The organism is Pseudomonas peradeniyensis (assembly GCF_014268935.2).
GTDB classification, from domain to species: domain Bacteria; phylum Pseudomonadota; class Gammaproteobacteria; order Pseudomonadales; family Pseudomonadaceae; genus Aquipseudomonas; species Aquipseudomonas peradeniyensis.
The window spans coordinates 617,016-643,371 of record NZ_JABWRJ020000001.1; the positions used below are offsets into that span (position 1 = coordinate 617,016).

Annotated in this window: 25 protein-coding genes; 21 read left to right on the forward strand and 4 right to left on the reverse strand. The window is 64.1% G+C overall.

The features are described from left to right. Positions 1 to 169 precede the first annotated feature (169 nt). From HU751_RS02770 to HU751_RS02785, 4 genes are all read left to right on the forward strand, one after another. Positions 170 to 685: a sigma-70 family RNA polymerase sigma factor gene (locus tag HU751_RS02770; RefSeq protein WP_050704877.1), complete on the forward strand. Its 516-nt coding sequence runs from the start codon at positions 170 to 172 to the stop codon at positions 683 to 685. Beyond that, positions 682 to 1,602, forward strand: a complete 921-nt coding sequence (locus HU751_RS02775) for a FecR domain-containing protein (RefSeq protein WP_186733441.1) — start codon at positions 682 to 684, stop codon at positions 1,600 to 1,602. Before HU751_RS02770 ends, HU751_RS02775 begins: the two co-directional genes overlap by 4 nt. Before the next feature lie 163 nt (positions 1,603 to 1,765). After that, on the forward strand, positions 1,766 to 4,177 hold the full coding sequence (locus HU751_RS02780; RefSeq protein WP_186733440.1) for a TonB-dependent siderophore receptor: 2,412 nt from the start codon (positions 1,766 to 1,768) through the stop codon (positions 4,175 to 4,177). Positions 4,178 to 4,502: 325 nt separating this feature from the next. Continuing rightward, complete coding sequence (locus tag HU751_RS02785; protein WP_186733439.1) at positions 4,503 to 5,504, forward strand: RHS repeat-associated core domain-containing protein; 1,002 nt, start codon at positions 4,503 to 4,505, stop codon at positions 5,502 to 5,504. Here the strand turns inward: HU751_RS02785 and HU751_RS02790 are convergent. After that, positions 5,501 to 5,965, reverse strand: a complete 465-nt coding sequence (locus HU751_RS02790) for a MarR family winged helix-turn-helix transcriptional regulator (protein ID WP_186733438.1) — start codon at positions 5,963 to 5,965, stop codon at positions 5,501 to 5,503. The two genes, HU751_RS02785 and HU751_RS02790, sit on opposite strands and share 4 nt — an antisense overlap. Positions 5,966 to 6,059: 94 nt before the next feature. Between HU751_RS02790 and HU751_RS02795 the strand changes: the two genes are divergently transcribed. The 3 genes from HU751_RS02795 to HU751_RS02805 all read left to right on the forward strand — a co-directional run bounded on the left by HU751_RS02795 (position 6,060) and on the right by HU751_RS02805 (position 7,755). After that, positions 6,060 to 6,428, forward strand: a complete 369-nt coding sequence (locus HU751_RS02795) for an antibiotic biosynthesis monooxygenase family protein (protein WP_186733437.1) — start codon at positions 6,060 to 6,062, stop codon at positions 6,426 to 6,428. Between the two features lie 392 nt (positions 6,429 to 6,820). Next, positions 6,821 to 7,111, forward strand: a complete 291-nt coding sequence (locus HU751_RS02800) for a hypothetical protein (protein WP_186733436.1) — start codon at positions 6,821 to 6,823, stop codon at positions 7,109 to 7,111. Between the two features lie 11 nt (positions 7,112 to 7,122). Beyond that, complete coding sequence (locus HU751_RS02805; protein ID WP_186733435.1) at positions 7,123 to 7,755, forward strand: hypothetical protein; 633 nt, start codon at positions 7,123 to 7,125, stop codon at positions 7,753 to 7,755. 8 nt (positions 7,756 to 7,763) lie between these two features. On the opposite strand, the gene HU751_RS02810 is transcribed toward HU751_RS02805, so the two are convergent. Further along, complete coding sequence (locus tag HU751_RS02810) at positions 7,764 to 8,657, reverse strand: EamA family transporter (protein ID WP_186733434.1); 894 nt, start codon at positions 8,655 to 8,657, stop codon at positions 7,764 to 7,766. A gap of 135 nt (positions 8,658 to 8,792) precedes the next feature. Between HU751_RS02810 and HU751_RS02815 the strand changes: the two genes are divergently transcribed. The 14 genes from HU751_RS02815 (at position 8,793) to HU751_RS02880 (ending at position 22,720) form a co-directional block, all read left to right on the forward strand. Further along, positions 8,793 to 9,590 (forward strand): AraC family transcriptional regulator, encoded by a 798-nt coding sequence (locus HU751_RS02815; RefSeq protein ID WP_186733433.1) that lies wholly within the window; start codon positions 8,793 to 8,795, stop codon positions 9,588 to 9,590. A 92-nt stretch (positions 9,591 to 9,682) separates the two neighbouring features. Further along, complete coding sequence (locus HU751_RS02820) at positions 9,683 to 10,297, forward strand: YjfI family protein (RefSeq protein ID WP_186733432.1); 615 nt, start codon at positions 9,683 to 9,685, stop codon at positions 10,295 to 10,297. Between the two features lie 16 nt (positions 10,298 to 10,313). After that, complete coding sequence (locus tag HU751_RS02825) at positions 10,314 to 11,015, forward strand: PspA/IM30 family protein (protein ID WP_186733431.1); 702 nt, start codon at positions 10,314 to 10,316, stop codon at positions 11,013 to 11,015. 291 nt (positions 11,016 to 11,306) lie between these two features. Then, positions 11,307 to 11,963 carry a DUF2491 family protein gene (locus HU751_RS02830; RefSeq protein ID WP_050704883.1) on the forward strand — a complete coding sequence of 219 codons (657 nt, stop codon included), beginning with the start codon at positions 11,307 to 11,309 and terminating at the stop codon, positions 11,961 to 11,963. A gap of 12 nt (positions 11,964 to 11,975) precedes the next feature. Further along, positions 11,976 to 12,401 (forward strand): DUF350 domain-containing protein, encoded by a 426-nt coding sequence (locus HU751_RS02835; RefSeq protein ID WP_028692698.1) that lies wholly within the window; start codon positions 11,976 to 11,978, stop codon positions 12,399 to 12,401. 25 nt (positions 12,402 to 12,426) lie between these two features. After that, complete coding sequence (locus HU751_RS02840; RefSeq protein ID WP_186733430.1) at positions 12,427 to 13,182, forward strand: DUF1190 domain-containing protein; 756 nt, start codon at positions 12,427 to 12,429, stop codon at positions 13,180 to 13,182. A gap of 2 nt (positions 13,183 to 13,184) precedes the next feature. Next, positions 13,185 to 14,342, forward strand: coding sequence for a glutathionylspermidine synthase family protein (locus HU751_RS02845; RefSeq protein ID WP_186733429.1), 1,158 nt, complete (start codon positions 13,185 to 13,187; stop codon positions 14,340 to 14,342). 402 nt (positions 14,343 to 14,744) lie between these two features. Next, entirely contained in the window at positions 14,745 to 15,230 is a 486-nt protein-coding gene (locus HU751_RS02850) for a formate dehydrogenase subunit gamma (protein ID WP_186733428.1), read from the forward strand. Further along, entirely contained in the window at positions 15,224 to 16,768 is a 1,545-nt protein-coding gene (locus tag HU751_RS02855; RefSeq protein WP_186733427.1) for a formate dehydrogenase beta subunit, read from the forward strand. The genes HU751_RS02850 and HU751_RS02855 overlap by 7 nt, the downstream gene beginning before the upstream one ends. Next, positions 16,765 to 19,641, forward strand: coding sequence for a formate dehydrogenase subunit alpha (fdhF, locus tag HU751_RS02860; RefSeq protein ID WP_186733426.1), 2,877 nt, complete (start codon positions 16,765 to 16,767; stop codon positions 19,639 to 19,641). Before HU751_RS02855 ends, fdhF begins: the two co-directional genes overlap by 4 nt. Next, positions 19,638 to 19,853 carry a formate dehydrogenase subunit delta gene (locus HU751_RS02865; protein ID WP_186713608.1) on the forward strand — a complete coding sequence of 72 codons (216 nt, stop codon included), beginning with the start codon at positions 19,638 to 19,640 and terminating at the stop codon, positions 19,851 to 19,853. Before fdhF ends, HU751_RS02865 begins: the two co-directional genes overlap by 4 nt. A 209-nt stretch (positions 19,854 to 20,062) precedes the next feature. Further along, positions 20,063 to 21,880 carry an ABC transporter ATP-binding protein/permease gene (locus HU751_RS02870; RefSeq protein WP_186733425.1) on the forward strand — a complete coding sequence of 606 codons (1,818 nt, stop codon included), beginning with the start codon at positions 20,063 to 20,065 and terminating at the stop codon, positions 21,878 to 21,880. A 73-nt stretch (positions 21,881 to 21,953) separates the two neighbouring features. Further along, positions 21,954 to 22,121 carry a YhfG family protein gene (locus tag HU751_RS02875; RefSeq protein ID WP_156329610.1) on the forward strand — a complete coding sequence of 56 codons (168 nt, stop codon included), beginning with the start codon at positions 21,954 to 21,956 and terminating at the stop codon, positions 22,119 to 22,121. Positions 22,122 to 22,123: 2 nt separating this feature from the next. Further along, on the forward strand, positions 22,124 to 22,720 hold the full coding sequence (locus HU751_RS02880) for a putative adenosine monophosphate-protein transferase Fic (RefSeq protein ID WP_186733424.1): 597 nt from the start codon (positions 22,124 to 22,126) through the stop codon (positions 22,718 to 22,720). Between the two features lie 90 nt (positions 22,721 to 22,810). Here the strand turns inward: HU751_RS02880 and HU751_RS02885 are convergent, their stop codons facing one another. Together HU751_RS02885 and HU751_RS02890 are read right to left on the reverse strand one after the other, a co-directional pair. Further along, positions 22,811 to 23,980: an MFS transporter gene (locus tag HU751_RS02885; protein ID WP_186733423.1), complete on the reverse strand. Its 1,170-nt coding sequence runs from the start codon at positions 23,978 to 23,980 to the stop codon at positions 22,811 to 22,813. Positions 23,981 to 24,178: 198 nt separating this feature from the next. Next, positions 24,179 to 26,119 (reverse strand): methyl-accepting chemotaxis protein, encoded by a 1,941-nt coding sequence (locus HU751_RS02890; protein ID WP_186733422.1) that lies wholly within the window; start codon positions 26,117 to 26,119, stop codon positions 24,179 to 24,181. Positions 26,120 to 26,356 lie beyond the last annotated feature (237 nt).

The following is a 26,356-nucleotide window of genomic DNA, read 5'->3' on the forward strand; positions in this document are numbered from 1 at the left end:
CCATCATGGGCGGATCAATTGTTGCGCAGCTGATGCAGGCAATCGATCCGTTCATGAAAAGCTATCCAGCAATGTGAGCGTACCTGCCACCATTCCCAATCCCGCCCTCACTCAGTACACTTGCGACAAATTCTTATTCGCACCTGGTAATCTTTTGGGGGAGGGCGTGATGTCCACCGTTGTTCCCGCCGGCACTGTCCACTGCGGCCTGGAAACGCTCTACCGCGAGCACAGCACCTGGCTCCACGGCTGGCTGCGCCAACGCCTGAACAGCTCCGCCGATGCCGCCGACCTGGCCCAGGACACCTTCATCCGTGTGCTACTGGCGCGCACTGCCGGCACCCTCAACCAGCCCCGTCACTACCTGGCCACCATCGCCCGGGGCCTGGTCATCGACCTCTATCGCCGCCGCAGCCTGGAAACCGCCTATCTCGAAGCCCTGGCGCTGCAGCCGGAGAACTACGCACCTTCCGCCGAAACCCACGCCGCCATCCTCGATACCCTGATGGCCATCGACCGGATGCTCGACGGCCTCGGCCCGCGCACCCGGGCGATCTTCCTCGCCGTGCAACTGGACGGTTTGAGCTACGAAAAGGCCGCCGAACGCCTCGGCGTTTCGGTGAGCACCGTGCGCAAGCACCTGGCGCGCGGGCTGATGCATTGCCTGCTGGTCGAGGGTGCATGAAGGCCATTCTTGCCGAGGCCGTGGACTGGTACGTGCGCTTGCACGACAGCAACGTCGACGCCGCCACCCGCGCCTCTTGGCAAGCCTGGCGCGCCGCCGACCCTCGCCATGCTGCCGCCTGGGCGCGGCTGGAGGAGCTGCAAGGCCGCCTGGGCAACGCCCCCAGCGGCGCCGCGCAGACCCTGGAAATCGCCCGACGGGATCGGCGCCAGGCCGTGAAGGCCCTGGTGCTGTTGCTCGGTGCTGGTGTGGTGGGTTGGCAGGGCTATCGGATTTCGCCGTGGAGCACCGATTACTCGACCCGGACCGGCGAGCGGCGCCGAGTGACCCTGGCCGATGGCACGCGCCTGGACCTCAATACCAATAGCCGCATCGATATCCGCTTTGACGCTGGTCGACGGCTGATCCACCTGCGCCAGGGCGAAATCCTGGTGGAGACCGCCAAGGACCCGCGTCCGCTCAGCGTGCGCACCGCTGAAGGTGTGATCCTTGCCCTGGGCACCCGCTTCAGCGTGCGTCAGGACGCGGGTACGAGCCACGTGGCGGTGGCTGCCCATGCCGTGGAAGTAAGGCCAGGGCAAACGTCGCAAGTGGTGCGTATCGATGCCGGGTATGGGCTGAGCTTCGCTGCCGATAGCATCGGGCCGTTGCGTCCCCTGGCGCCCGGCGCCCAGGCCTGGGCACAGGGCATGCTGGTCAGCGTCGATTGGCGCCTGGGCGATGTGGTTCGTGAGCTGGGGCGCTATCGGCCTGGGTATCTGGGGTGCGCGCAGGAGGTTGCCGGATTGCGCCTGTCGGGGGCGTTCAATCTTGATGATACCGATGTTGCGTTGGCCAGCCTGGAAGACGCGTTGCCGGTTCGGGCAAGGCGCATGACGCGCTATTGGGTACGCCTGGAACCACTTGGGATGGGGTAGGTAGAGCACACCCTTCTGAAATTTTTTCGTGGGTGATTGCTCATCCTTTCTCAACATTCGAGAATTTTTCGCATTTGGGGTAGCAGATTTTTCGCGCTGCTTCGGCTCTTCAGGGCGCGCGCTTCAAGCGTGCCCAAGCCAACCAGCACAGGAACCCCTTTTCATGTCCGCACGCCGTACCTCGCTAGCCTGCAGTATCCGCCAGGCGACCCTCGCATTGAGCCTGTGCGCTGGCGCACTGGCGACCTCGACCGCCTGGGCCGCCCCGCAGCGCTACGATATCCCGGCCGGCAGCCTGGCCACAGCGATCAGCCAGTTCGCCGCCGCCAGCGGCGTGACCATCAGTTTCAGCAACGACGAAACCACCGGGCTGCATTCATCGGGGCTGCAGGGCAGCTTCGAGCTGGAGCAAGGTTTTGCCACATTGCTGCAGGGCTCCGGGTTGCGGGTGCAGCAGGTGGGCGAAAAACGCTATGTGCTGAGCAAGGTGCAGAACGACGGCGCCGTCGAGCTGGGCGCGACCAGTGTCGATGCCCTGGGCCTGGGCAGCACCACCGAAGGTACCGGCAGCTACACCACGGGCTCCGCCAGCACCGCGATCGGCCTGCGTCTGTCGGCGCGGGAGACGCCGCAGTCCGTAAGTGTGGTGACCCGCCAGCAGATCGAAGACCAGAACCTCACGGACGTGACCCAGGTGCTCGAGCAGACGCCGGGTGTGGTCGTCGACAGCATGGGGCCGGCTGGTAGCGACGCCAACCATATCTACGTGCGGGGTTTCCAGGTCGGCAGCATCCAGGTCGATGGCGTCAACCGCCCGGATAGCTACGGATTCCGCGATGATCTCGCTGACATGGTGTCGTACGACCGGGTGGAAGTGGTGCGCGGGGCCACCGGCCTGATGTCGGGCACCGGCGATCCCGGTGCCACGGTCAACCTGATTCGCAAGAAGCCGACCGTCGAGACCCAACGCAAGCTGACCCTCAAGGCCGGCTCCTGGGATAACTACCGCACCGAGCTGGATGTGTCCGGCAAGCTGTCGGAAAGCGGCCATGTGCGTGGGCGTTTCGTGGCCTCGACCACCGACAGCAAGAGCAATGTCGACCGCCAGTCGCTGGACCGGCAGGTCGCCTACGGCGTGGTGGAATGGGACGTCACCGACAGCACCCTGCTGACCGTGGGCGCGGAATACCAGGAGATGGACAACGACGGCGCGGGCAACCACGGTTTTCCGATGTACAACGCCGATGGCAGCCACTTCAACCCGTCGCGTTCGTTCAACTCGGCGTCCGACTGGAGCTACCACAAGCGCAGCGCGAAAACCCTGTTCACCACCCTGGAGCACCAGCTGGACAACGGTTGGCAACTGAAGCTGAACGCCGAGCACAGTCGCCGCAGCTATGACGATGCCTTTGCCACCGCCGCCAGCGGTACCGTCAAGCCCGACGGCAGTGGCATCAGCACCTGGACGGGGCGTTGGGCAGGGGACCCGCGGCAGACGTCGTTCGACCTGTCGGCGTCCGGTCCGTTCGAGCTGTTTTCCCGTGAGCACCAGGGGTACCTGGGAGCCAGCCACTATCGCGCCTACTACCGTAACAACGGTTACCCGCTGTGGTCGTTCCAGACCATCGACAACATCCACACCTGGGACGGTTCGCTGGCAATCCCGGCGGCCATCCACACCAAGTCCACGGAGGATGCGCTGGATGAAACCCAGGACGGCCTGGTGGCCTCGGTACGCTGGAGCCTGACCGATGAACTGGCGCTGATTACCGGTGCGCGGCTGATCGACTGGAAACGCGACGAAAGCCATACCACCCTGGCCACCGGCGCCACCAAGCGTACCTCGCGCAGCGAGACCGGGGTGGTCACGCCCTACGTGGGGCTGGTCTACGACTTTGCCGAGAACTGGTCGGCCTACGCCAGCTATACCGCAATCTTCAAGCCGCAGAGCAGGCAGGATGCCAGTGGTGGCTATATCGAACCGCTGGAGGGCGTGAACTACGAGCTGGGTATCAAGAGCGAGTTCTGGGACAAGCGGCTGACCACCGCCTTCAGTGTCTTTGAAGTGCAGCAGGACAACCTGGCCGTGGCCGACGGCGACAAGCTGGCACCGGACGGCAACCAGGCCTACCGCGCCGAGTCCGGCACCAAGACCCGTGGCTTCGAGATGGAGGCGGCCGGGCAGATCCTGCCCGATTGGCAAGTTTCCGCCAGCTACACCTATGCCCAGGCCGAGGACTCTGAAGGCAAGCGCCTGCTCACCGAAGTACCCCGCGACACCTTCAAGCTCTTCACCAGCTATCAACTGCAGTCCCTGCCGCAGCTGAAAGTCGGCGGCGGCGTGCGCTGGCAGGGCATGGAATACAAGAAGAAAGCGGGGCCCCATGGCGAGACGTTCACCCAGGACGCCTACAGCGTGGTCGACCTGATGGCGCAGTACGCGTTCACGCCGCAGACCAGCGTCTCGTTGAACCTCAACAACGTGCTGGACGAGAAGTACTACTCGGCGATCGGCGCGCGTGGCTGGTATGGCACCCCGCGTAGCGCCACGGCGACATTGGTCTATGCGTTCTGAGGTTGATGAAATGCGTGCGATGGCCCCGTAAGGGGCCATCGACTTAAGCAGGCGACTAGGCGCTGTACGAAATGTATCTGCACTCGCCCATACTGCGTTGAAACGGGGCTGGACTTCGCGCAGACACATTTCGTACAGACCCTGACCAAGGCCGCAGTCGACCTTGTACGAGCGGGCTTTCCTCGCGCTGGCGTTTCTCGAGCCGGGCAGGCTGAACCTTTAACCCTAACACCTGGCCATCGCTGTCGAGACTGGTAAAAGTGCCAGTTTCAGAGTGCTCCACAACCTCCAATACTGGTTTGAGATTCCGCTTGGCAGGTGTGCGATGAAGTACTTTTTCTATATGGAAGACAGGCCTGTTGTCGTCGGAGAAGTGGGGGCGGGCAGGCGTATCGTGCGTGGAGCAGGAGGTGCCTTGGCGCAGGTGGGGCAGGGTGACGGGCTGCTAACCGGCACACGCAGCGATGGGTCGATCACCTTCAGCGCCCGAGGCTCTGGGCATTTTGGTCATGTCTATGGTCCCTACGGCTTTGAGTCTCCTGGGGATCACACTGCGCTACTGGGCTATGCCGGTTATCTACGGGACTGGGAACCTGGCTGCTATCTGTTGGGAAATGGCCATCGACTTTACGATACGAGATTGATGAGGTTCGCGAGCCCGGATGCGCTCAGTCCATTCGGTGTCGGAGGGAGAAATGCCTACGCTTATTGTGAAGGTGATCCCATCAATCATGTGGACCCTGTTGGGAGGGGAAGAACTAGCTATGCTCCGATCGTTACTGGGTCCAATGGGCTTACCAGTAACAACTGGGAGAAAAGAGGGAATAACGGTGGTGTGATGTACCAAGGAGTTAAGAATCTGGTTGAGGCCAGGAAATTACATTTAACCTCGGGTACGGAGTTTGATATTTCCAATTATCAAGAGGCACAGGAACAGCTCGGGCGATCTATCTCGGACTTTAAACCTGGGGATTTTGATGCGCTTGCGGCTGAGGATCTGGGACCTTGGCGCGTAGCCGCAGACATGATGTCGGCCAATACGGCGCGAAATACCATGCAAGCATGGATGACGGGCGAGTTCACAGTTGACACCAGCGAGCTAACGTTGATCGGGCCAAAAGGCAACGTTCGCCTTTACAACGGCATGTACATGCAGGATGCGCACGCAGTGTTTAGTGCAATTAAAATCTATGAAAATGGCCTATCTAGATGGGCGAAATTTCCAGGGCGGAATTGGCATCGAAAGTTCGAAAGGACACTGGCGTTCAGATTGCTTGATCAAACGTTTAGACTGCGCGAGCAAGGCCTAGAAATGCCCTCGTCTTAGTCCTTTTGCTCTTCCTCAAGCTTGCTGCGCAGCTTGTTCAGAACCCGGTGAGTGATCTGGATGTCTTCGACCTCCAGCCCCTGGGCAAGCTCGTTGATCCAGGGCGCTTGAAGCTTCATCGCACGATTGAACGCCTCTTTGCCAGTGTCAGTCAGCACAACCAGGTGTGCTCTGCGGTGGTGAGGGTTCGGCTGGAGCTCCAGCATCCCATCCTTGACAAGATCATTGACGATTCGCTGAACGTTCTGGCGATTTGCGCCCATGTCACGGGCAAGCCATGAGACGGGTTGCGCTCGATCGGTATTGGCGACCGTTCCAAGGAGCTGCCATCGGGCGCTCGTAAGGCCTATCTCTGCAACGAGGCGATCACCTGCGGTGAGCATTCGCGTGCTTGTTCGAAAGAGCTCAAGGACCAGATCGGTCACGGCGCGTCCGGCGGGTGTGTGGTTTGGCGTTTTCATGGTGCGAACCTTTTCATATTGACATCATGGTGTCAATTTCGTAGTTTTGATTTGTCGGTCATATTGTCATCATGTTTACAATTTAGGGGTGCCTATGCTTTCCATTCGCCCGCTCGATCCCGTCATGCCGATCCAGAAGCAGCTCCAGTGCAGCGATTCTCCCGTCGTGCTGGTGAACCTTTTTACCGTCGCCGAGGAGGACATAGCGGACCTGCTTCGAGCCTGGGAGCTGGACGCCAACTGGATGAAACTGCGTGCCGGGTACATTTCGACACAGCTTCATCAGGCCATCGGAGGGAGCAACATGTTCCTGAACTACGCCGTGTGGGAATCGGTCGAGCGCTTTCGGGATGCCTTCAATCATCCGGACTTTACCAATGCGCTGAGCCGGTATCCCTCAAGCACCATGGCCATGCCGCACCTGTTTACCAAGGTCGCTGTGCCGAACATCTGCACAGCTTGAGAGTGGTCAATCAGCTGGACGTGCGCGATGGCCTGCGTCTTGGCGGTCACTTGCAGCCGCCTCATGGTCGATGAGCCCGGCGTTCGCCGAGCGCAGTCGTAGTACCAGATATCTGCCAGGTTGGTGAGGGTTTACCTGCGATATCTGCCGATATCGCAACGCCCTCCATATCAAGTGCCGCCCCGTCCAGCATTCTCGAAATATCCAGTTAATTCTCGACAGTAGCTGTTACACAGCCGTCCAACTCAGCTCCGCTCGCCAAGCCATAGTTCATCCCACACATGTCATTCGCATCTCGACCTGGCTCAGACGCCGCTGGTCGTGTGAATCGAGGTGAGGGTGGACTTATTCAAGGTTCTGTACGATGATTTTCGTAATGGCGAGGAAGGATCATGCCAAAGGGTTTCAGGGCAGTCAGGAGTGCAGTAGTCGCCGCGCTTGAATCCGGCGATTACCTGCATGTTTCAAGGGGCGATATCGAGGTCAAGAACCTGCTGGCCATTGGCGAGGTCGGCGCAGGTGAAGTCATCGACATCATCCATTCCTGCGACGGTAGCCACTACAGCAGCAGTCCGCATCATGCCGTGCCGGCCATCGAGGTCCATGTGCTCAAGCGCCGCGGCTGGTACATCAAGTTCTATTTCATCGAACCCCAGACGTGGTTCATCAGCGTTCACCAGTGAGTATTCCGACCATGAAGATCCTGTTCGAAGGCGATACCGGCCAGGCCCTGTGCGAGCACTGCCAGGCGCTCGTCGGCATGCATTACACCCGGCGTGACGTGCCCTTCAGCGATGGCCAGGGCATTGCGCGGGACATCCTGGTGGGCGTTTGCGATGGCTGCGACACGGTGGTGGCCATCCCGCCGCAATCCACCCCGGCAATTCGCGAGACGCGCAAGCAGCAGCTCAAGTCCATCGAGGCGCGGCTGCCGGCGGTCTATCTCGACGTGCTGGATGCGGCGATGCAGGCCGTATGCAGTGAGGCGGGGGCGCACCTGCGCAAGCTGTTTCTCGCCCATTACTTCCAGTGGCTGGTGCAGGCCCGCCAGGGCATGGGTTTGCAGCCTGGCCACGAGGCCTTCGTGACGGCCCTGGAGGCGCAGCGGCGTCAGCGTGGGTTGCAGGCATCGGGGGCTACGCGACGCTTGTCGATGAAGGTCAACGCACACATGGCCGAGGACTTTCTGGCACTGCTGCAGCAGACCCGGATGAGCCAGACCGAACTGCTCAAGGCGGTGATCGCGCGGATCCAGATGGATGTGCTCGAGGTACGCGATCCGCAGGTGATCGAGGTGTTGCAGCGGTTGGTGCGGGTGGCGGGGTAGGGGCGGCGCTAGGCGTCTTTCATGGATGCTGCTGCCGTGAATGATGCAGGCACCTTGCGATAAAGACCGACCGCAAGGCCGAAGATGATGGTCACGATGGCGGCCCTGTCGAGGGTGGAAACCTGTTCGCCAAGGATCAGCATCGAACTGCTGATACCGAACACGGGGATCAACAACGACAGCGGTGCGACCGTTGAAACGGGGTACAACCGGAGCAGCGAATTCCACCCCCAGTAGGCAAAGTGGGTGGCGAGGCAGACCTGGAACAGGATCGACAATGTCGAGGTCAGGTCGAGGCTATGCTGCAGGTTTTCGAACGGCGCGTTGCCATGCATCAGCCAGGCCACCAGGAACAACGGGATGGCGGGGAAAAGACTGGCCCAGACCAGGAACGAAAAGATTTCCCGGGTGCCGGACTGCTTGATGATGACGTTACCCACGCTCCAGGCGACGGCGCTGAAGACGATGAGCAACATCCCCAGCATGGCGTGCCCTCCCTGCCGGGTCGAGATGATGCCTGCCAGGCCGAGCAGGGCGATCGATGCGCCGAGCCATTGCGCGCGGCGCAACTTCTCATTGAACAACAATGCGCCCCAGCCCATGGTGAAGAACACGCTCAACTGGATGACCAGCGAGGCGATGCCTGGGCTCACACCGACCTGGATGCCATAGTTGATCACGCCCCACATGCCAAGGCCGAAGATCAGGCCGTAGGCCGCTACATACCTGAACTTGACTGCCGGGCGCCTGATGAACATGACCAGCGGGAATGCCGCCAGGGCGAAACGAATGCCGGTCAGCAGGAAGGGGTCGATCCCATGCAGGCCGAGTTTCGTGATAGGGAAGTTCACGCCCCAGATCAGAGTGACGATTATCGCCAGTAACAGGTGTTTCTTCTGCATGTCGGTCCTCAATGAGCCGACCTGCCACATGAACGGCAGGGCGGATTCCTTCCTCGTTTGGTTGTCACGCAGATACTACGGATGAGGTTTATGGCCCGCTTGTGAAGTCGGGTCGGTTTTTGACAAGATCGGGCCATGAACTTCGATTTGTTACCTGCCCCTTACGAATCCAGCAGTCCCCAGGCTGTGGTGACGCTGCGCGAGTATCCGTCCGGCGCTGTCTTTGCGCCCCACGCCCACAGCCGCGGTCAGTTCGCATATGCGGCCAGCGGATCGGTCAGGATGTTCACTGATCTCGGCAACTGGGTGGTCCCGGCGCAACGCGCACTTTGGGTGCCAGCTCACGTGTCCCATGAGATGCACATGTGTGGTGACGTGACCATGATCAATACCTACCTGGGCGATAAGGCCGTCGAGCTCGCAGGCTTGCCGGCCCATTGCCAGGTGTTTGGCATCACGCCGTTGCTGCGCCACTTATTCGAAGCTGCGTTGGTGCTGAGTCCGGATGCCGCGTCGTCGGTGCGCGGCGAAGCCGTGTTGACGCTGCTGATAGATGAGCTTCGCACCCTGCCGAACCTTGCGCTGAGCGTGCCGTTGCCCCGCGAGCGTCGGCTGGCCCGCGCCTGCGAGCGGTTCATCGATGCCCCAAGCCAGAATATTTCCGTTGATGACATGGCCGCCTGGTCGAGCATGAGTCGACGGGCCTTTACCCGGAACCTGCGCGCTGACATTGGCATGAGTTTTGTCGCCTGGCGCCAGCAGGCTTGCCTGCTCGAAGCGACGTCCCGGCTCAGCGCTGGTTCATCCATCACACAGGTGGCCAGTGATCTGGGATTCAGCAGCTCGAGTGCGTTCATCTCGATCTTTCGCCGCAACCTGGGGGCGTCGCCTGGGCGTTACTTTGCCAGGTCCGGGGGCGCCTCGAGGTATTGAGCAACAGTGCGGGATCTGACTCACATGTGAGACTTGCGAACGTCACAATCCAGGCGTAACGTACCTCACATGTGAGACAAGGACACCCCTCGATGGCAGGCAAGAAAAGCTCCACCGACTACATGCGCGACATGCGCGCCCGGCTCAAGGCCGCGGGCCTGGTCAAGCGTGAGTTGTGGATCCTGCCAGAGCATGCCGCCGCCTTGCGCGGTATCGAGAAGGCTTTACGTCAGCCCCTCGCGGGCAAACAGGTCAGAACGGAGGATTTCATGACCGAGCACAACCATTGGACGATCGAATCGCTGCACGGCGCCCTCCAGGGCCTGGAGGATGTACGTGGCGGGGCGATCGGCCTGTCCCTGCAACAGGGCGCCGAACCCAGCCTGAAACTGGTGATGCACGAGCTGGACGGCCTGCCGCTGTACATTGCCGTGGCCGGCGAGCAGATCCTGGTCGACACGCTGCTGGTTGAAGCCAGCCAGGTGAAGGACGCGGCGGCCTTCAACGATGCGGTGCTGCGCACCCGCGATGTGTTCCCGCTGTCGTCCATCGGCCTGCACACGCTGCCCTCGAGCGAGTCGGTGTACACCATGTTCGGCGCCCTGAGCGCGGCCTCGTCGCTGGACAACATCGTCCAGGAGATCCACACCCTGGCCGACAACGTCATCACCGCCGCCGAAGACTTCGAAGACTACTTCACCCACTGATTCCGGAGATTGCCCCATGAGCCTGTTGAAAAAGATCGTCACCGCCCTGCGTGGCGGCGCTTCGGAAGTCGGTGAGGCGATCGTCGACTCCCAGGCCCTGCGCATCCTCGACCAGGAGATTCGCGACGCGGACAACAACCTGATCGATGCGCGCAACCAGCTGGTCAAGATCATGGCCAAGCACAAGACCGCGCAGCAGCGCATCAGCGAGTTCGACAAGACCATCGGCGACTGGGAGCAGAAAGCCATCGCCGCCCTGGACAAGGGCGAGGAAGGGCTGGCCCACGAGTGCGCGGCGCGCATCGCCGACCTGACCAACCAGCGCGATTCCGAGCAGGCGCTGGCCGACCAGTTCGGCGCGTCGGTGGCGACCCTGACCGCCACCGTGAGCAAGACCGAGGCACAGATCAAGGGCCTCAAGCAGCAGGTGGACCTGGTCAAGGCCCGCGAGAGCGTGCAGCGCGCCCAGGTGAGCGCGGCGTCGGCCACCGGCGGCGCCAATGGCAGCCTGGAGACGGCGGTCGGCTCGCTGGACCGTATCAAGAAGCGCCAAAGCGAGCGCGCGGCCGAGCTGGAAGCGGCGGCGGAGCTGGCCGGCAAGGCCGATGGCAGCGACCTGGAGGCACGCCTTAAGGCGGCCGGCATCGGCGCCAGCAACAGCGGCGCCGATGATGTGCTGGCGCGCTTGAAGGCCAAGGCGGCGAAGCCGGCGGAGTGATCCGTTGAGTGGGCCGACCCTATCGCGGGGCAAGCCCGCTCCCACGGGTAAGGTTTGCAGCGGCTTTGTGGGAGCGGGCTTGCCCCGCGATGAGGCCGGTCCGGCTGGCGCAAAACCTTGCCCCAGACCCGTTGGCGGAGCGCACGAAAAGCAGTATCGTGTCGCCCCCGCCAAAGGACTGCCGCGACCCAAGGGATCTTCAATGTCGCCTTCTCCCCACAGGCCCTGCCTGTTCGCTTCAGCACCTGCATTGGCTCCGGTTCCGTCACCCTCTCATCCAGGAGATGCCCCGTGGGTTGGTTGAAACGCTTCATGGGCTTCGAAGCCCCCAAACCTGCCGCCGGCAGCCAGGCCCAAGGCAACCTGCCGTTCGGCCTGGGCAGCGGGCGCATGCTCAAGCTCGACCCCTCGCTCAAGCTGCTGCTCGACGGCCACTCCGAGCTGGAGGTCCCCGAGCAGGAAGTGGTCTGGGCCGTCGGTGAGGTCGATCTCGGCCAGTCGGTGCGCCTGGCGCGCTTCTACATGGAAGATGAAGACTACTGGCTGCAGGTAGTGATGAGCGGCACTTCCGCCGAGGACGTGCGCGATATCATCCTGTTCGGCTACTACAGCGTGCTACCGATCAACAGCGATGCCGAACTCAAGCGTCTGGTGGGCCCTGAGTCGACCATCGGCCTGCCGTACTACGAGCACGAAGGCTACGAGTTCGTCCGCCAGTGGGGCAGCGAAGAGGGGCAGACCGAGCTGACGCCGATCAGCGAGCGGGTCACCAGCCCTGAGACCAGCTACCGCATCCAGCACCTGTCCATGCTGTATGCCCGCGAGACCGGCCTGACCGATCGTCGCGAGTTCCTCCTGCTGTCGGTGGAGGAGGACGAAGAAGGCAATGTCAGTCTGACCACTTCGGTGGGTGTCACCCTGCAATCAACGGACTTCAACGTCATCTGACAAGGATTCACCATGCTCGACGCTCTTCGCATGTCGCTCAACGCCCAGGCAGTGATCGGCTTCATCCTCTACATCAGCGTGGCGCTGGTGCTGTTCTGGGTATTCCAGTTCATCTACACGCACCTCACCCCGCACCGCGAGTTCGCCTTGATCCGCGACAACAACAGCGCCGCGGCCATCGCCCTGGGCGGCGCGCTGATCGGCTTCTCGCTGCCGGCCAGCAACATCATCGCCTACAGCGTCAGCCTGCTCGATTTCGTGGTCTGGGTGGTGATCGCCGCAGTGGTGCAGCTGTTGGCCTTCGGCATCACCAGCCTGGTGCTCAAGGGCCTGGCCAGCCGGATCGCCAAGGGCGAGATGGCCGCCGCGATCTACGCCGCCGCCGTGGCGATCAGCGTGGGCTTCCTCAACTCGGCCTGCATGACCCCGTCGGTCTGAGCCGTTTGCGCGCAAGGAGCCCTTTATGAGACGAAGTTCCGTCAAGCTGGTGCTGGCCAGCTCCCTGCCGCTGGCGCTTACCGCGTGCAGCGCGCCCGAGGAGACCTACACGGTCAGCAAGCGCAGCAACTACACCACCGTTCAGGCCTGTGTCGATGACAAGATGCCGGTGGACGTGTGTTCCGACGCCTACATGGAGGCGCTGGCTGATCACCGCCGGGTCGCCCCGACCTATGGCGACAAGGCGGCCTGCGAGGCCGATTTCGTGCCCGACTACTGCCAGGTCACCAGCGACGGCCGCTACATGCCGCGCCTGGGTGGCTTCGAACTGGCGGTGTCGGGCGAAGTGAGCCAGTCGCAGGTCGACGCGGCCCGCGCCCAGGTCGAGAGCAGCGGCCAGGCCGTCAGCGGTGGCAGCAACTTCAACGGCCTGCTCACCGGCCTGTTGCTCGGCCAGATGATGAGTGGCGGGAGCCGCCAGTATTACTCGCAGCCGGTGTACCAGTACCGCGACAGCCGCGGCGACTACCGCACCACCACCCTCGGCCAGCAGATCGACCAGGGCAAGCGCTTCGAGCGCTCCGACCAGGCCCAGCAGAGTGGCGGCAGCTACAGCAGCTACTACTCCGGCAGCTCCAGTGGCGGTAGCAGCTACAAGTCCAGAACCTCGACCCGCTCCAGTGTGTCCTCGTCGATCTCCCGCGGCGGCTTCGGCAGCCAGGCCACTGCGCGCAGCGGCTGGGGCGGCAAGAGCAGCGGCGGCTTCAGCTTCGGCGGTTGAGCATGCGCAAGATCAGCATCGACGAACGCCCGGACTGGCGCGCCACCGCCGAACGCGAAGGTTTTTCCTTCCACACCATCGACGGCGAGCGCTACTGGGACGAGCGTGGCTACTACCAGTTCAGCGAGGCCCAGGTCAGCCGTGACCTGGAGGCGCCCACGCAGGAACTGCACGCCATGTGTCTGGATGCGGTCGAGCGCATCGTCGACAGCGAGGCGTTGATGACCCGCCTGGCGATCCCGCCGGCGTTCTTCGACCTGGTGCGCCGTTCGTGGAAAGAGGGGCATCCGCACCTCTACGGGCGTTTCGATTTCAGCTACGACGGCCACGGCCCGGCCAAGCTGATCGAGGCCAACTACGACACGCCGACCTCGCTGTACGAGGCGGCGGCGTTCCAGCTGATCTGGCTGGAGCAGCAGATCGAGCGCGGCGTGCTGCCGGCCCATGCCAGCCAGTTCAACACCCTGGCCGAGGACCTGGTGCGGGCCTTTGGCGCCTTCGAGCGTGAAAACCCGTTTTACTTCTCGGCCATCGCCGGCTCGGTCGAAGACCGCGGCACCACGGATTTTTTGCGCAAGATGGCCGGGCACGTGGGTATCAGCACCCGGCATATCGATGTGGAGGACATCGGCCTGAATGGCGACGGACGCTTCGTCGACCTCGAGGGCCGGCCGATTCCGCGTCTGTTCAAGCTGCACGCCTGGGAGCATATCTTCCACGAAGACTTCGGCCAGGCCATCGCCGGCTGCGATACCCAGTTCGTGGAACCGGCGTGGAAGGCGCTGATCTCCAACAAGGGCATCCTGCCGCTGCTGTGGGAATGGCACGAAGGGCACCCGAACCTGCTGCCGGCGTTCCTCGACGAAGACCCGCGACGCCCGGTACCCAAGGGCTGGGTACGCAAGCCGTACTTCTCCCGCGAGGGGGCCAACGTGGATATCCGCACCGCCGATGACCAGCGGGTGTTTGAGGACGGGCCCTACGACGATGCGCCTTACATCCTGCAGGGCTTCGCGCCGTTGCCGAAGTTTGGCGACAGCTACACCCTGATCGGCTCCTGGGTGATTGGCGACCTGGCCTCGGGGATCGGCATTCGGGAAGACGACACGCTGATCACCAAGGACAGCTCGCGCTTCCTGCCCCATGTAGTGCTGGACTGACCGCCTGCGCTCTCCTTGTAGGAGCGGCCTTGTGTCGCGAAAGGGCCGCAAAGCGGCCCCGGCAATCTTTGCGTCAACGCTGAAATCCCGGGGCTGCTGCGCAGCCCTTTCCGACCGGTCCGACGCCTCGGCAAGGCCGCTCCCACACAAGCAAGCCCGTGGCCCAGTGTGGCACCTCCAATGGTCGGTTTCAGGACGCGCCGGGTCGCCCGCGCACAACCCCCTCGCGCAATAACTGCCATGCTCTGAGGATGCCCGTGGACCGAGCGCAGCAAGACGCCCGGCCACGGACAAGGAGGGTGCCCGGCCTGCCGCCACCGTGACCTGGCCCGCGCACCGCAGCTGAACACCGCCGGACCGCCGCCCGCCAACGGGCCGCCCCGGGATGCCGAGGTCTGCTGTATGCCTGATGACTTGAACCACCTGCCCCTGATCCAACGCGTCCTGGCCCGTGAGCGGGACACCCCCGGCGCCCTGTTGCCGATCCTCCACGCCATCCAGGCCGGCGCCGGTTACATTCCCGACAGCGCCGTCGCCGAGATCGCCCATGCCCTCAACCTCAGCCAGGCCGAGGTGCGCGGGGTGATCAGCTTCTACCACGATTTTCGTACCACGCCAGCGGCCCGCCATACCCTGCGCCTGTGCCGCGCCGAGTCCTGCCAGAGCCGTGGCGCCGAGGCGCTGGCCGCGCAGTTGCGCGAGCAGCTCGGGCTGGAGGATCACGGCCGCACCGAGGATGGCGCGCTCGACCTGCGCCCGGTGTATTGCCTGGGCGCCTGCGCCTGCTCGCCGGCCCTGGAACTCGATGGCCGGCTATACGCCCGCGTCACCCCCGAATACCTGCGAGCGCTGGTGGACGCTTGCCGCGAGGAGGTGAAGGCATGCTGACCCTGTGCATCCCCTGCGATTCGCTGGCCTGCGCCGTCGGTGCCGACCAGGTGGCCGAAGCGTTGACCCGCGAAGCCGCGCAGCGGCGCCTGCCGCTGCATATCAAGCGCACCAGCTCCCGTGGCCTGTACTGGTTGGAGCCGCTGGTGGAGCTGGACACTGCACAAGGCCGCGTAGGCTTCGGGCCGGTCACCCCTGAGGATGTGCCCGGGCTGCTCGACGCCCTGGCGGGCGACCCCGGTAGCCATGCCCTGGCGCTGGGGCCGGTCGAAGCGATTCCCTACCTGAAGACGCAGCAACGCCTGTTGTTCGCCCGTGCCGGCATCACCCGGCCGCTGTCGCTGGACGATTATCATGCCAACGGCGGCTTCGAAGGCCTGCGCCAGGCCACGCTGCTGGACGGCGACGAAGTGGTCGCCGCGGTGCTCGACTCCGGGCTGCGGGGCAGGGGCGGCGCGGCGTTTCCGGCCGGCATCAAGTGGCGCACCGTGCGCCAGGCGCCGGCCGGGCAGAAGTACGTGGTGTGCAACGCCGACGAAGGCGACTCCGGCACCTTCGCCGACCGCATGCTGATGGAGGGCGACCCGTTCCTGCTGATCGAGGGCATGATCATCGCCGGCCTCGCCGTGGGGGCGAGCAAGGGCTACATCTATGTGCGCTCGGAATACCCGGATGCCGTGCGTGCGCTGAACGAGGCCATCCTGCTGGCCCGCGAGGCCGGGTACCTGGATGTCGCCGGCAACGGCGTGGCCTTCGACCTGCAGGTGCGGGTGGGGGCGGGCGCGTACATCTGCGGCGAGGAAACCGCGTTGCTCGAATCCCTCGAGGGCAAGCGCGGCATCGTCCGGGCCAAGCCGCCGCTGCCGGCGCTCGAAGGCCTGTTCGGCCAGCCGACGCTGGTGCACAACGTGCTCACCCTGGCCTCGGTGCCGATCATCCTGGCCAGGGGCGCGGCGTTCTACCGCGATTTCGGCATGGGCCGCTCCACGGGTACCTTGCCGTTCCAGCTGGCCGGCAATGTCCGCCATGGCGGCTTGGTGGAACGGGCCTTCGGCCTGACCCTGCGCGAGCTGGTGGAAGGCTACGGTGGCGGCACCGCCAGTGGCCGGCCGATCAAGGCGGCGCAGGTCGGCGGCCCGCTGGGCGCCTGGGTGCCGCCCGCGCAGTTCGACACTCCGCTGGACTACGAGGCCTTCGCCGCGCTGGGCGCGATGCTCGGCCACGGTGGCGTGGTGCTGGCCGACGACACCCTGAACATGGCGGGCATGGCCCGCTTCGCCTTGCAGTTCTGCGCCGAGGAATCCTGCGGCAAGTGCACGCCCTGCCGGATCGGCTCGACCCGTGGCGTGGAGGTGGTCGACCGCTTGATCGCCAGCACCGACCCGGCCTACCGCGCCAGCCAGGCCGGCCTGCTGCGCGACCTGTGCGACACGATGCAGTACGGCTCGCTGTGCGCCATGGGCGGGATGACCCCGTACCCCGTGGTCAGCGCCCTCAAGCACTTCCCCGCCGATTTCGGCCTGGAGGCCGCGCAATGATCAACTACTTCGATCCCCGCAACGACATCGACCTGGGCACCCCGGAACGGGTCAGCGAGGTGCAGGTCAGCCTGGTCATCGATGGCCGTTCGATCAGCGTGCCCGGCGGCACCTCGGTGATGCGCGCCGCCGCCATGCTCGGCACCAGCATTCCCAAACTGTGCGCCACCGACAGCCTCGAAGCCTTCGGCTCGTGCCGCCTGTGCATGGTCGAGATCGACGGCATGCGCGGCTACCCGGCCTCGTGCACCACGCCGGTCAGCGAGGGCATGGTGGTGCGCACCCAGACGCCGCGTCTGGCCGACCTGCGGCGCAATGTGATGGAGCTGTACATCTCCGACCATCCGCTGGACTGCCTGACCTGCTCGGCCAACGGCAACTGCGAGCTGCAGACCGTCGCCGGCCAGGTCGGCCTGCGCGAGGTGCGCTACGGCTATGACGGCGCCAATCACCTGGCCGAACAGAAGGACGTGTCCAACCCATACTTTGACTACGAGCCGAGCAAGTGCATTGTCTGCAGCCGCTGCGTGCGTGCCTGCGAGGAGATCCAGGGCACCTTCGCCCTGACCATCACCGGGCGTGGCTTTGATTCGCGGGTAGCGGCGGCCGGCGGCGACGATTTCCTCAGCTCCGAATGCGTGTCCTGCGGCGCCTGCGTGCAGGCCTGCCCGACCGCTACCCTGAGCGAGAAAAGCCTGGTTCAGCTGGGCCAGCCCGAACGGGCGGTGATCACCACCTGCGCCTACTGCGGCGTGGGTTGCTCGTTCCGCGCCGAGATGAAGGGCGAGCAGCTGGTGCGCATGGTCCCGGACAAGAACGGCGGCGCCAACCATGGCCATGCCTGCGTCAAGGGGCGTTTCGCCTGGGGCTACGCGACGCATCCGGACCGCATCACCAAACCGATGATCCGCAAGCGCCTGGAAGACCCGTGGCAGGAAGTCAGCTGGGACGAGGCGGTCACCTATGCCGCCAGCGAGTTCCGGCGGATCCAGCTCAAGTACGGGCGCGATTCCATTGGTGGCATCACCTCTAGCCGCTGCACCAACGAAGAGGCGTATCTGGTGCAGAAGCTGGTGCGCACGGCCTTCGGCAACAACAACGTCGACACCTGTGCGCGAGTCTGCCATTCGCCGACCGGCTATGGCCTGAAGCAGACCCTGGGCGAGTCCGCCGGTACCCAGAGCTTCGACTCGGTGATGCAGGCCGACGTGGTGCTGGTGATCGGCGCCAACCCCACCGACGCCCATCCGGTGTTCGGTTCGCAGCTCAAGCGCCGGCTGCGCCAGGGTGCCCGGCTGATCGTCATCGACCCGCGGCGCATCGACCTGGTCGATTCGCCCCACGCCCGCGCCGAGCTGCACCTGCAACTGCGCCCGGGCACCAACGTGGCCATGCTCAACGCCCTGGCCCATGTCATCGTCACCGAGGGCCTGCTGGCCCAGCGCTTCGTCGATGCCCGCTGCGAGCCGGAAGACTTTGCCCGCTGGCGTGATTTCGTCAGCCTGGCGGATAACGCCCCGGAAGTCCTGGGCCTGGTCTGCGGCGTGCCCGCCGAGCAGATCCGCGCCGCCGCACGACTGTATGCCACCGGCGGCAACGCGGCGATCTACTACGGCCTGGGTGTGACCGAACACAGTCAGGGCAGCACCGCGGTGATGGGCATCGCCAACCTGGCCATGGCCACCGGCAACATTGGCCGCGAAGGGGTGGGGGTCAACCCGCTGCGCGGGCAGAACAACGTGCAGGGTTCATGCGACATGGGTTCGTTCCCCCACGAGTTGCCCGGCTACCGGCATATCTCCAACGAAAGCGTGCGCGCCGAGTTCGAGCAGGCCTGGGGCGTGACCTTGCAGCCCGATCCGGGCCTGCGTATCCCCAACATGTTCGAGGCCGCGCTGGACGGCAGCTTCAAGGCGCTGTACTGCCAGGGCGAGGATATCGCCCAGAGCGACCCCAACACCCAGCACGTCACCGCCGCGCTGCTGGCGATGGAGTGCGTGGTGGTGCAGGACATCTTCCTCAACGAGACCGCCAAGTTCGCCCATGTGTTCCTGCCGGGCAGTTCGTTCCTGGAGAAGGACGGCACTTTCACCAACGCCGAGCGGCGCATCTCGCGGGTGCGCAAGGTGATGGAGCCGCTGGCCGGCAAGGCCGACTGGGAGGCCACCGTGGCCCTGGCCGGTGCCTTGGGTTACCCCATGCAATACCGCCATCCCTCCGAGATCATGGACGAGATCTCCCGCCTGACCCCGACCTTCCGCCGGGTCAGCTATGCCGAGCTCGACCGTCACGGCAGCCTGCAATGGCCGTGCAACGACGCCGCGCCCGACGGCACGCCGACCATGCACATCGACCAGTTCGTGCGCGGCAAGGGGCGCTTCATGCTCACCGGATACGTGCCCACCGACGAGAAGGTCAACAGCCGCTACCCACTGCTGCTGACCACCGGGCGCATCCTCAGCCAGTACAACGTCGGCGCGCAGACCCGGCGCACCGACAATGTCGCCTGGCACGACGAGGACCGCCTGGAGATCCATCCCAGCGATGCCGAGAGTCGGGGTATCAGCGACGGTGACTGGGTGGGCATCGGCAGCCGCTCCGGGCAGAGCGTGCTGCGCGCCAGGGTCAGCGGCCGGGTGGCGCCGGGGGTGGTGTACACCACTTTCCACTTCCCAGAGTCCGGCGCCAACGTGATCACCACCGACAACTCCGACTGGGCTACCAACTGCCCGGAATACAAGGTCACTGCGGTTGAAGTGGCGAAGGTGTTTCAGCCGTCGGAGTGGCAGAAGCGCTACCAGCGCTTCAGTGACGAGCAGCGCAGGTTGCTCAAGGAGCGGCGGCAGGCCGAAGCGGCGGAGGTGCGCCGATGAGCAGTGACAACCTGGTGAAGATGGCCAACCAGATCGCCCATTACTTCGACAGCGAGCCGGATCACGCCAAGGCGGTGCAGGGGGTCAGGCAGCATCTACAGAGCTTCTGGACGCCGGGCATGCGTAGGCAGTTGCAGGAGTGGACCGAGGCTCACGCAGGAGAGGGATTGGATCAGAAGGTCAGGGAGGCATTGGGCCAGGCGGTGATTTAGCCTGTTCCGACCCATCGCGGGGCAAGTCGCATCGGCGCACCGCCGCTCCCACGAAGCCCGCTTGGCGTTTTTGTGGGAGCGGCGGTGCGCCGATGCGACTTGCCCCGCGATGGGCCGGAACAGATTCAAGATGAAATGTCCGTCATGTTTGCAGGGTTAATGCAGGTCCGGTGCTACGCTCGCAAAAATAGCCTCTACGGACGCGCACCATGGACATGAACTGGCACCAGGCCCTGCAAGAGAGCCTGAGCTGGCTGGCAATCGCCTCGTTGGTCACCCTTGTCTGCTTCACCATTACCGCCTTGCTGGCGGTGCGCTATACCCGCTGGGGCGCGCAGTTCTGGCAACTGGCCGGGCCCTATTTCAGTTTGCGCCGCAGTTGGCGACCCTTGCTGGCCTTCGCCCTGCTGCTGGTCCTGACGCTGTTCGCGGTGCGCCTGAACGTGCTGTTCTCGTTCTGGTACAACGGCTTCTACAGCGCCTTGCAGGCACTGGACCAGACCGCGTTCTGGTACCTGCTCGGGGTGTTCGCGGTGCTGGCGACCATTCATGTGTTGCGCTCGCTGTTCGCCTTTTACGTCACCCAGGCGTTCAACATCCGCTGGCGGGTGTGGCTCACCGAGCGCCTGACCGCCGACTGGATGCACGGTGATGCCTACTACCGTGGACAGTTCCTCGCCGAGCCGGTGGACAACCCCGACCAGCGTATCGAGCTGGATGTGAACGCCTTCGTCAGCGGCTCCGTGTCGCTGGCGCTGGGGGCGGTGAGCGCACTGGTGTCGCTGGTGGCCTTCACCGGTATTCTCTGGGGTCTCTCCGCGCCGCTGGCGGTGGCCGGCATCGAAGTCCCCCGGGCGATGGTGTTCGCCGTGTATGTCTATGTGCTGATCGCCACCTGGATTGCCTTCCGCCTCGGTCAGCCGTTGATCCGCCTCAACTTCCTCAACGAGAAACTCACCGCCAACTTCCGTTACGCCTTGATGCGCCTGCGTGAGAACGCCGAGAACATCGCCTTCTACCAGGGCGCGCAGGTGGAGCGGGGCACCTTGCTCGGGCGCTTCTTCGCGTTGATCGGCAACGCCTGGGCACTGGTGTTCCGGAACCTCAAGTTCAGTGGCTTCAACCTGGGCGTCAGCCAGGTGGCGGTGGTGTTTCCGTTCATCCTCCAGGCGCCGCGTTTCTTCAGCGGCGCGATCAAGCTCGGCGACGTGATGCAGACCGCCCAGGCGTTTGGCCAGGTGCAGGATTCGCTGTCGTTCTTCCGTGAGTCCTACGACACCTTCGCCCAGTACCGCGCCACCCTCGACCGTCTGACCGGTTTCCTCGACGCCAACCAGCAGGCCAGTGAGTTGCCGCGCGTAATTAGCGTGGATCAGGACCACGCGTTGGGGATCCAGGGCTTGCAGGTGCGCCGCCCCGACGGCCACGCGCTGATCGCCGATCTCGACCTGAATTTGCACAGCGGCCAGGCGCTGCTGATCAAAGGGCCATCGGGCAGTGGCAAGACCACCTTGCTGCGTGCCCTGGCGGGCCTGTGGCCCTATGCCGAGGGTGAGGTCAGGCGGCCGCTGGGGACGCAGGCACTGTTCCTCTCGCAGCGTCCGTACTTGCCGCTGGGCGACCTGCGCACCGCCATCGCCTACCCGGCACAGGGCGTGCCCGGGGACGATGCGCGCATGCAGCAGGCCCTGCGCCAGGTCAACCTCGCCCATCTGGCCGAACGGCTGGACGAGCAGCGCGACTGGTCGCGGATCCTGTCGCTGGGCGAACAGCAGCGTCTGGCGTTTTCCCGGGTGCTGTTCAACCGGCCGCAGGTGGTGTTCCTCGACGAGTCCACCTCGGCGATGGACGAAGGGCTGGAGCATGCGCTGTATTCGCTGCTGCGCGCAGAGCTGCCGGCGACGCTGCTGGTCAGTGTCGGGCACCGCAGCACTCTGGCGGGGTTCCATTCTCATCGGCTGGAGGTGGACGGACAGGGGGGATGGTCGTTGCTGGAGCAGCAGCCTGCGACGGAGGTGCCTGCCTAGCGTCTATACGTAGCACGGTGCTTCTTGCGATCCGCTATAATCGCGATGTGTTCACCCATCAAGGTGTGTAAAGGTGAAAGGGATCAGCCTGGAAACCAAGAAGGCTTACTGTGCCAAGACACGTCGCTCTAACTATGTAGCCAGCCTGCGGCTAGAGGGGTTCACCGTGTCACCGGACGCGGCTGAGCGTGAGCTTCCCACCCGGGAGGAACTGCTGCGTAAATACCGCAAGCAGAGCTGACGTTGGATAAATACGGGGTCGGGCAGGATGCTTATTGCTATGCCGGCACCTCGGTTTTGCGCAATCGGCTCGGTATTCATGATGACGATGAGCTGTGCAGGGCCGAGCGGGACTTCTCCGAGCTGGCCGCGAGCGAGATCGAATTCAGTCTGCCACCCTACGATCTTGCCTACTTGAAGCAGATTCATCGTTCGCTCTTTCGGGATGTCTACGATTGGGCGGGCGAGCTGCGTGTTCTCGATATTTCGAAAGGCCAGACCCGTTTTTGCAATCTAAGTCGGATCGAGCCCGAAGCCGACAAGGTCTTCGCCGGGATGGCAGACAGGCAGTGGTTCGAGGGGCATGATCGTGGCGCCTTGGTGGCCGCTGTTGCTGAAAGCTTTGGGGATCTGAACATGATTCATCCCTTCCGAGAGGGCAATGGGCGGGCACAGCGCATCCTGTTCGAGCATCTACTGCTCAATGCGGGTTTTCAGATCGACTGGTGGCAGGTTGAGCCCGATGCATGGGTCGAAGCGAACATTGCCGCAGTTGTTTGTGATTACTCGGCGCTGGAGCGCATTTTTCACCAATCCCTGGGGTTGTCGGCAATTAAGTGAAGTCCGATTTCAGCGAGCTGGCTTAAACCTTTGGAGCGGGCCTGTTCCGTGACAGCTTTAGTGCAGGCAGCGAGGTTGCTCTTACATGCCTCATCGCCGGGTAAGCCATAGCCCAATCAGCGTAACCAGCGCGAAAGCGCCCCCCAGCATGAACGTCGCCTGATACCCCACCCAGTCCCACAGCCCTCCGGCCAGCACACTGGCCACCAGCAACGCCACCCCCGTCACCAGGTTGAACACGCCGAACGCGGTTCCGCGCAGATCCTCGGGTGCGCCATCGGCGATCAAGGCGCTGAACACGCCTTGGGTGAAACCCATGTGCAGCCCCCACAGGATCACACCCAGTGCCAGGCCGGAAAGGCCCGGTAACCAGGCCAGCAGCAGGTCGGCCAGTACCAGCAGGGCCAGCCCGAGCATCAACACACCCCGTCGCCCAACCTTGTCGGAGAGTGCCCCGGCAGGATAGGCCGACAGTGAATACGCCAGCGACATCAGCACCAGCACCGCTGGCGCCCACAATGGGGCAAGGCCAAGCGCCTGGCCGCGCAGCAGCAGAAACGCTTCGCTGAAGCGCGCCAGGGTGAACAGCGTGGCCAGGATGAGCAGGCGCCAGTAACTGTTGCCCAGTCGGGCCAGCTCGCGAAGTGCCAGAGGCGCAGCCACCGATCTGACGGCTGAAGGTTTATCGGGTTCGCGGACGAAGGCTACCAGCACATAGAGCGCCATGAACGCCGGAATCACCGCCACCCAGAACACCGTCTGGAAGTGGCTGGCGGTCAGCCACATCAACAGGATCGCCAGCAATGGTCCGAGAAACGCCCCGACCGTATCCAGCGCCTGGCGCAGGCCGAATGCCGCTCCGCGCAGTTCGGCGGGGGTGACATCGGCGATCAGCGCATCCCGTGGCGCGCCGCGGATGCCCTTGCCGACACGGTCGACGAAGCGTGCCGCAGTCAGCCATTCCAGCCCGGGGGCCAGCGGGAACACCGGCTTGGTCACGGCGGCCAGGCCGTAGCCGATCACCGTCAACAGCTTGCGCTTGCCCAGGCGGTCGCTGAGGGCGCCGGAGAACACCTTGGTGATCGCCGCTGTCGCCTCGGCGATGCCTTCGATCAGGCCCACGGCCAGCACCGAGGTGCCGAGCACGGTGACCATGTACAGGGGGAGCAGGGCGTGGATCATCTCCGAGGAGATGTCCATCAGCAGCGAGACGAAGCCCAGGGCCCAGACGCTGCGAGGGATGGGGCTGTGGTTGGGCATGGTGCTCTCGAGGGTGGCGTCGAGTTCACTGTAGCCGAGCCATGCGCAAGTTCTGTAGGAGCGGCCTTGTGCCGCGAAAGGGCTGCAACGCAGCCCCAGGATTTCAGCGTTGGAGCAGAGATTGCCGGGGCCGCTTTGCGGCCCTTTCGCGACACAAGGCCGCTCCTACAGGGCCCGTGTAAAGGCTCAAGCCAAAGGTCACGACTTGAAGCGCCCCACCAGCCCATTCAACTCATCCGACAACTGCGCCAGCCTGCCGGAGTCGGCCTGGGCGGAGCTGGCCAGCCCCTCGACCAGCCGTGCCTCGTCATAGATCTGCTGGATATGCCGGTTGATCTCCTCGGCCACGCTATGCTGCTCCTCGGCGGCGGCGGAGATCTGCAGGTTCTGGTCGCGGATCTCGTTCACCGAGAGCTGGATGCCCTCGAAGCTGTCCCGCGCGTTTTCGATCGACGACACGCTGGCCCGCGACAGGTCCAGGCAGCTTTCCATCTTCTGCGAGACCTCCTGGGTCTTGCCGCCGAGGGTGTTGAGCAACTGGTCGATCTCGCCGGTGGAGTCGGCGGTGCGCTTGGCCAGCGCCCGCACTTCATCGGCCACCACGGCAAAACCACGGCCCTGGTCGCCGGCCCGGGCCGCCTCGATGGCGGCGTTCAGTGCCAGCAGGTTGGTCTGCTCGGCGATGGCGCGGATGGTGCCGAGGATCTGGTTGATGCTGCGGCTGCCTTCCTCCAGCTCGACCATGGCCTGGGACGACTCGCTCAGGCGCCGGCCCAGGCGATTGACGTTGTCGGTGGTCGCCTCGATCTGCTGCTTGCCCTCGGCCACCCGGCGGTGGCCGTGCTCGGCGGCGTCGGCGGCGCTGCTGCACGAGCGCGCCACTTCGTTGGCGGTGGCGACCATCTCGTTGAATGCGGTGGACACCAGTTCCACTGCCTCGCGCTGGCGCCCGGCGGCCTCGTTCATGTTGCCGGCCATCTCGCTGTTGCTGCGCGAGGCTTCGTGCAGGTTGGTCGAGGCCGCGCCGATGCGCTGGATCAGCTGGCGGATGGCGGCGAGGAACTTGTTGAACCAGCCGGCCAACTCGGCGGTTTCGTCCTTGCCCTGGACCTGCAGGTCGCGGCGCAGGTCGCCTTCACCCTCGGCGATCGACTGCAGGCCGATACTGACCTGGCCGATCGGCTTGACGATCACCCGCGAGAACGCTGCGGCCACCAGGGCGAAGACCAGGGCCAGCACCACCACGATCAACGCGGTGACATAGGTCATGCGCGTCGCCGCGGCCATCACCTCGTCGTACTCGATCAGGCCGACAAAGCGCCAGCCCAGGCCCGGTGAGGTCCACACATTGGCCATGTAGCGCACGCCGTCGATCACCACGTCGGTGGAGCCCTGGGAAGTGGCGGCCAGTTGCGCGTAGGGCGCGCCGAGGTCCTTGAGCTGCTTGAAACCGTGGCTGGCGTTGCGCGGGTCGACCAGCACGGTGCCGTCCTCGATCAGCATCACGTAGCCGCTGTCGCCCAGCTTGATGCTCTTGACCAGCTCGGTGAGGTTCTTCAGCGACACGCTGATGACGAACACGCCCTTGGCCTTGCCGGCGTCGTCGAGCAGCGCCCGGGCGGTACCGACCAGGGCCACGTCATCCTTGTCGTAGTAGTAGGCGGCGGTGCGCACGGTCTTGTCCGGGCTGGCCATGGCGGCCTTGTACCACGGGCGGGTGCGCGGGTCGTACTTGGCCAGCTGCGGGTCGTCCGGCCATTTGGCGTAGCTGCCGTCCTCGAGGCCGATGGAGAGGATCGCCGCCGCCGGGTGGGTGGTGCCGTAGCGGGCGAAGGCATCGATCACTTGCTGCGCGGCTGCGGGCATTGGCTGGCGGGCGGCATCGGCGCCGGTGTAGTCCTTGAGCGAGGTGACCGAGGTGTATACAGGATCCTTGGCCATTTGATCGACGTTCTGCAACGTGCCATCGAAGAACTGGCGCATGTTGCCGTCGATCTGGCGGATTTCCCGGGTGCTGCCGTCGAGGAACTGGTCGACCGCCTCGCTGCGGATGTTCAGCACCGAGATCCCGCCGACCAGGGCCACCGGGATGAAGGCCACCAGTACGAAGGCCAGGATCAGTTTGTTTTTTATTTTCATGGTGACGCCCATCCGTGAGAGTGAAGGGTGTACATGGCCGCTTCGATGGAGTGGTGGCCACTTGCTACCTTTTCTGTTTCGGCGGGCGGAATATAAACCTTTAGTAGATGTTTGGTGTACAGGAAAATAAGAAATTGTCCTGACTTTCAGGGCGAGTAGCTGGGCAGATAGCGGGAGAAGCGTGGGAGCGGGCTTGCCCCACGATGAGGCCAGGACAGTTGTTTCAAGCGGATTACT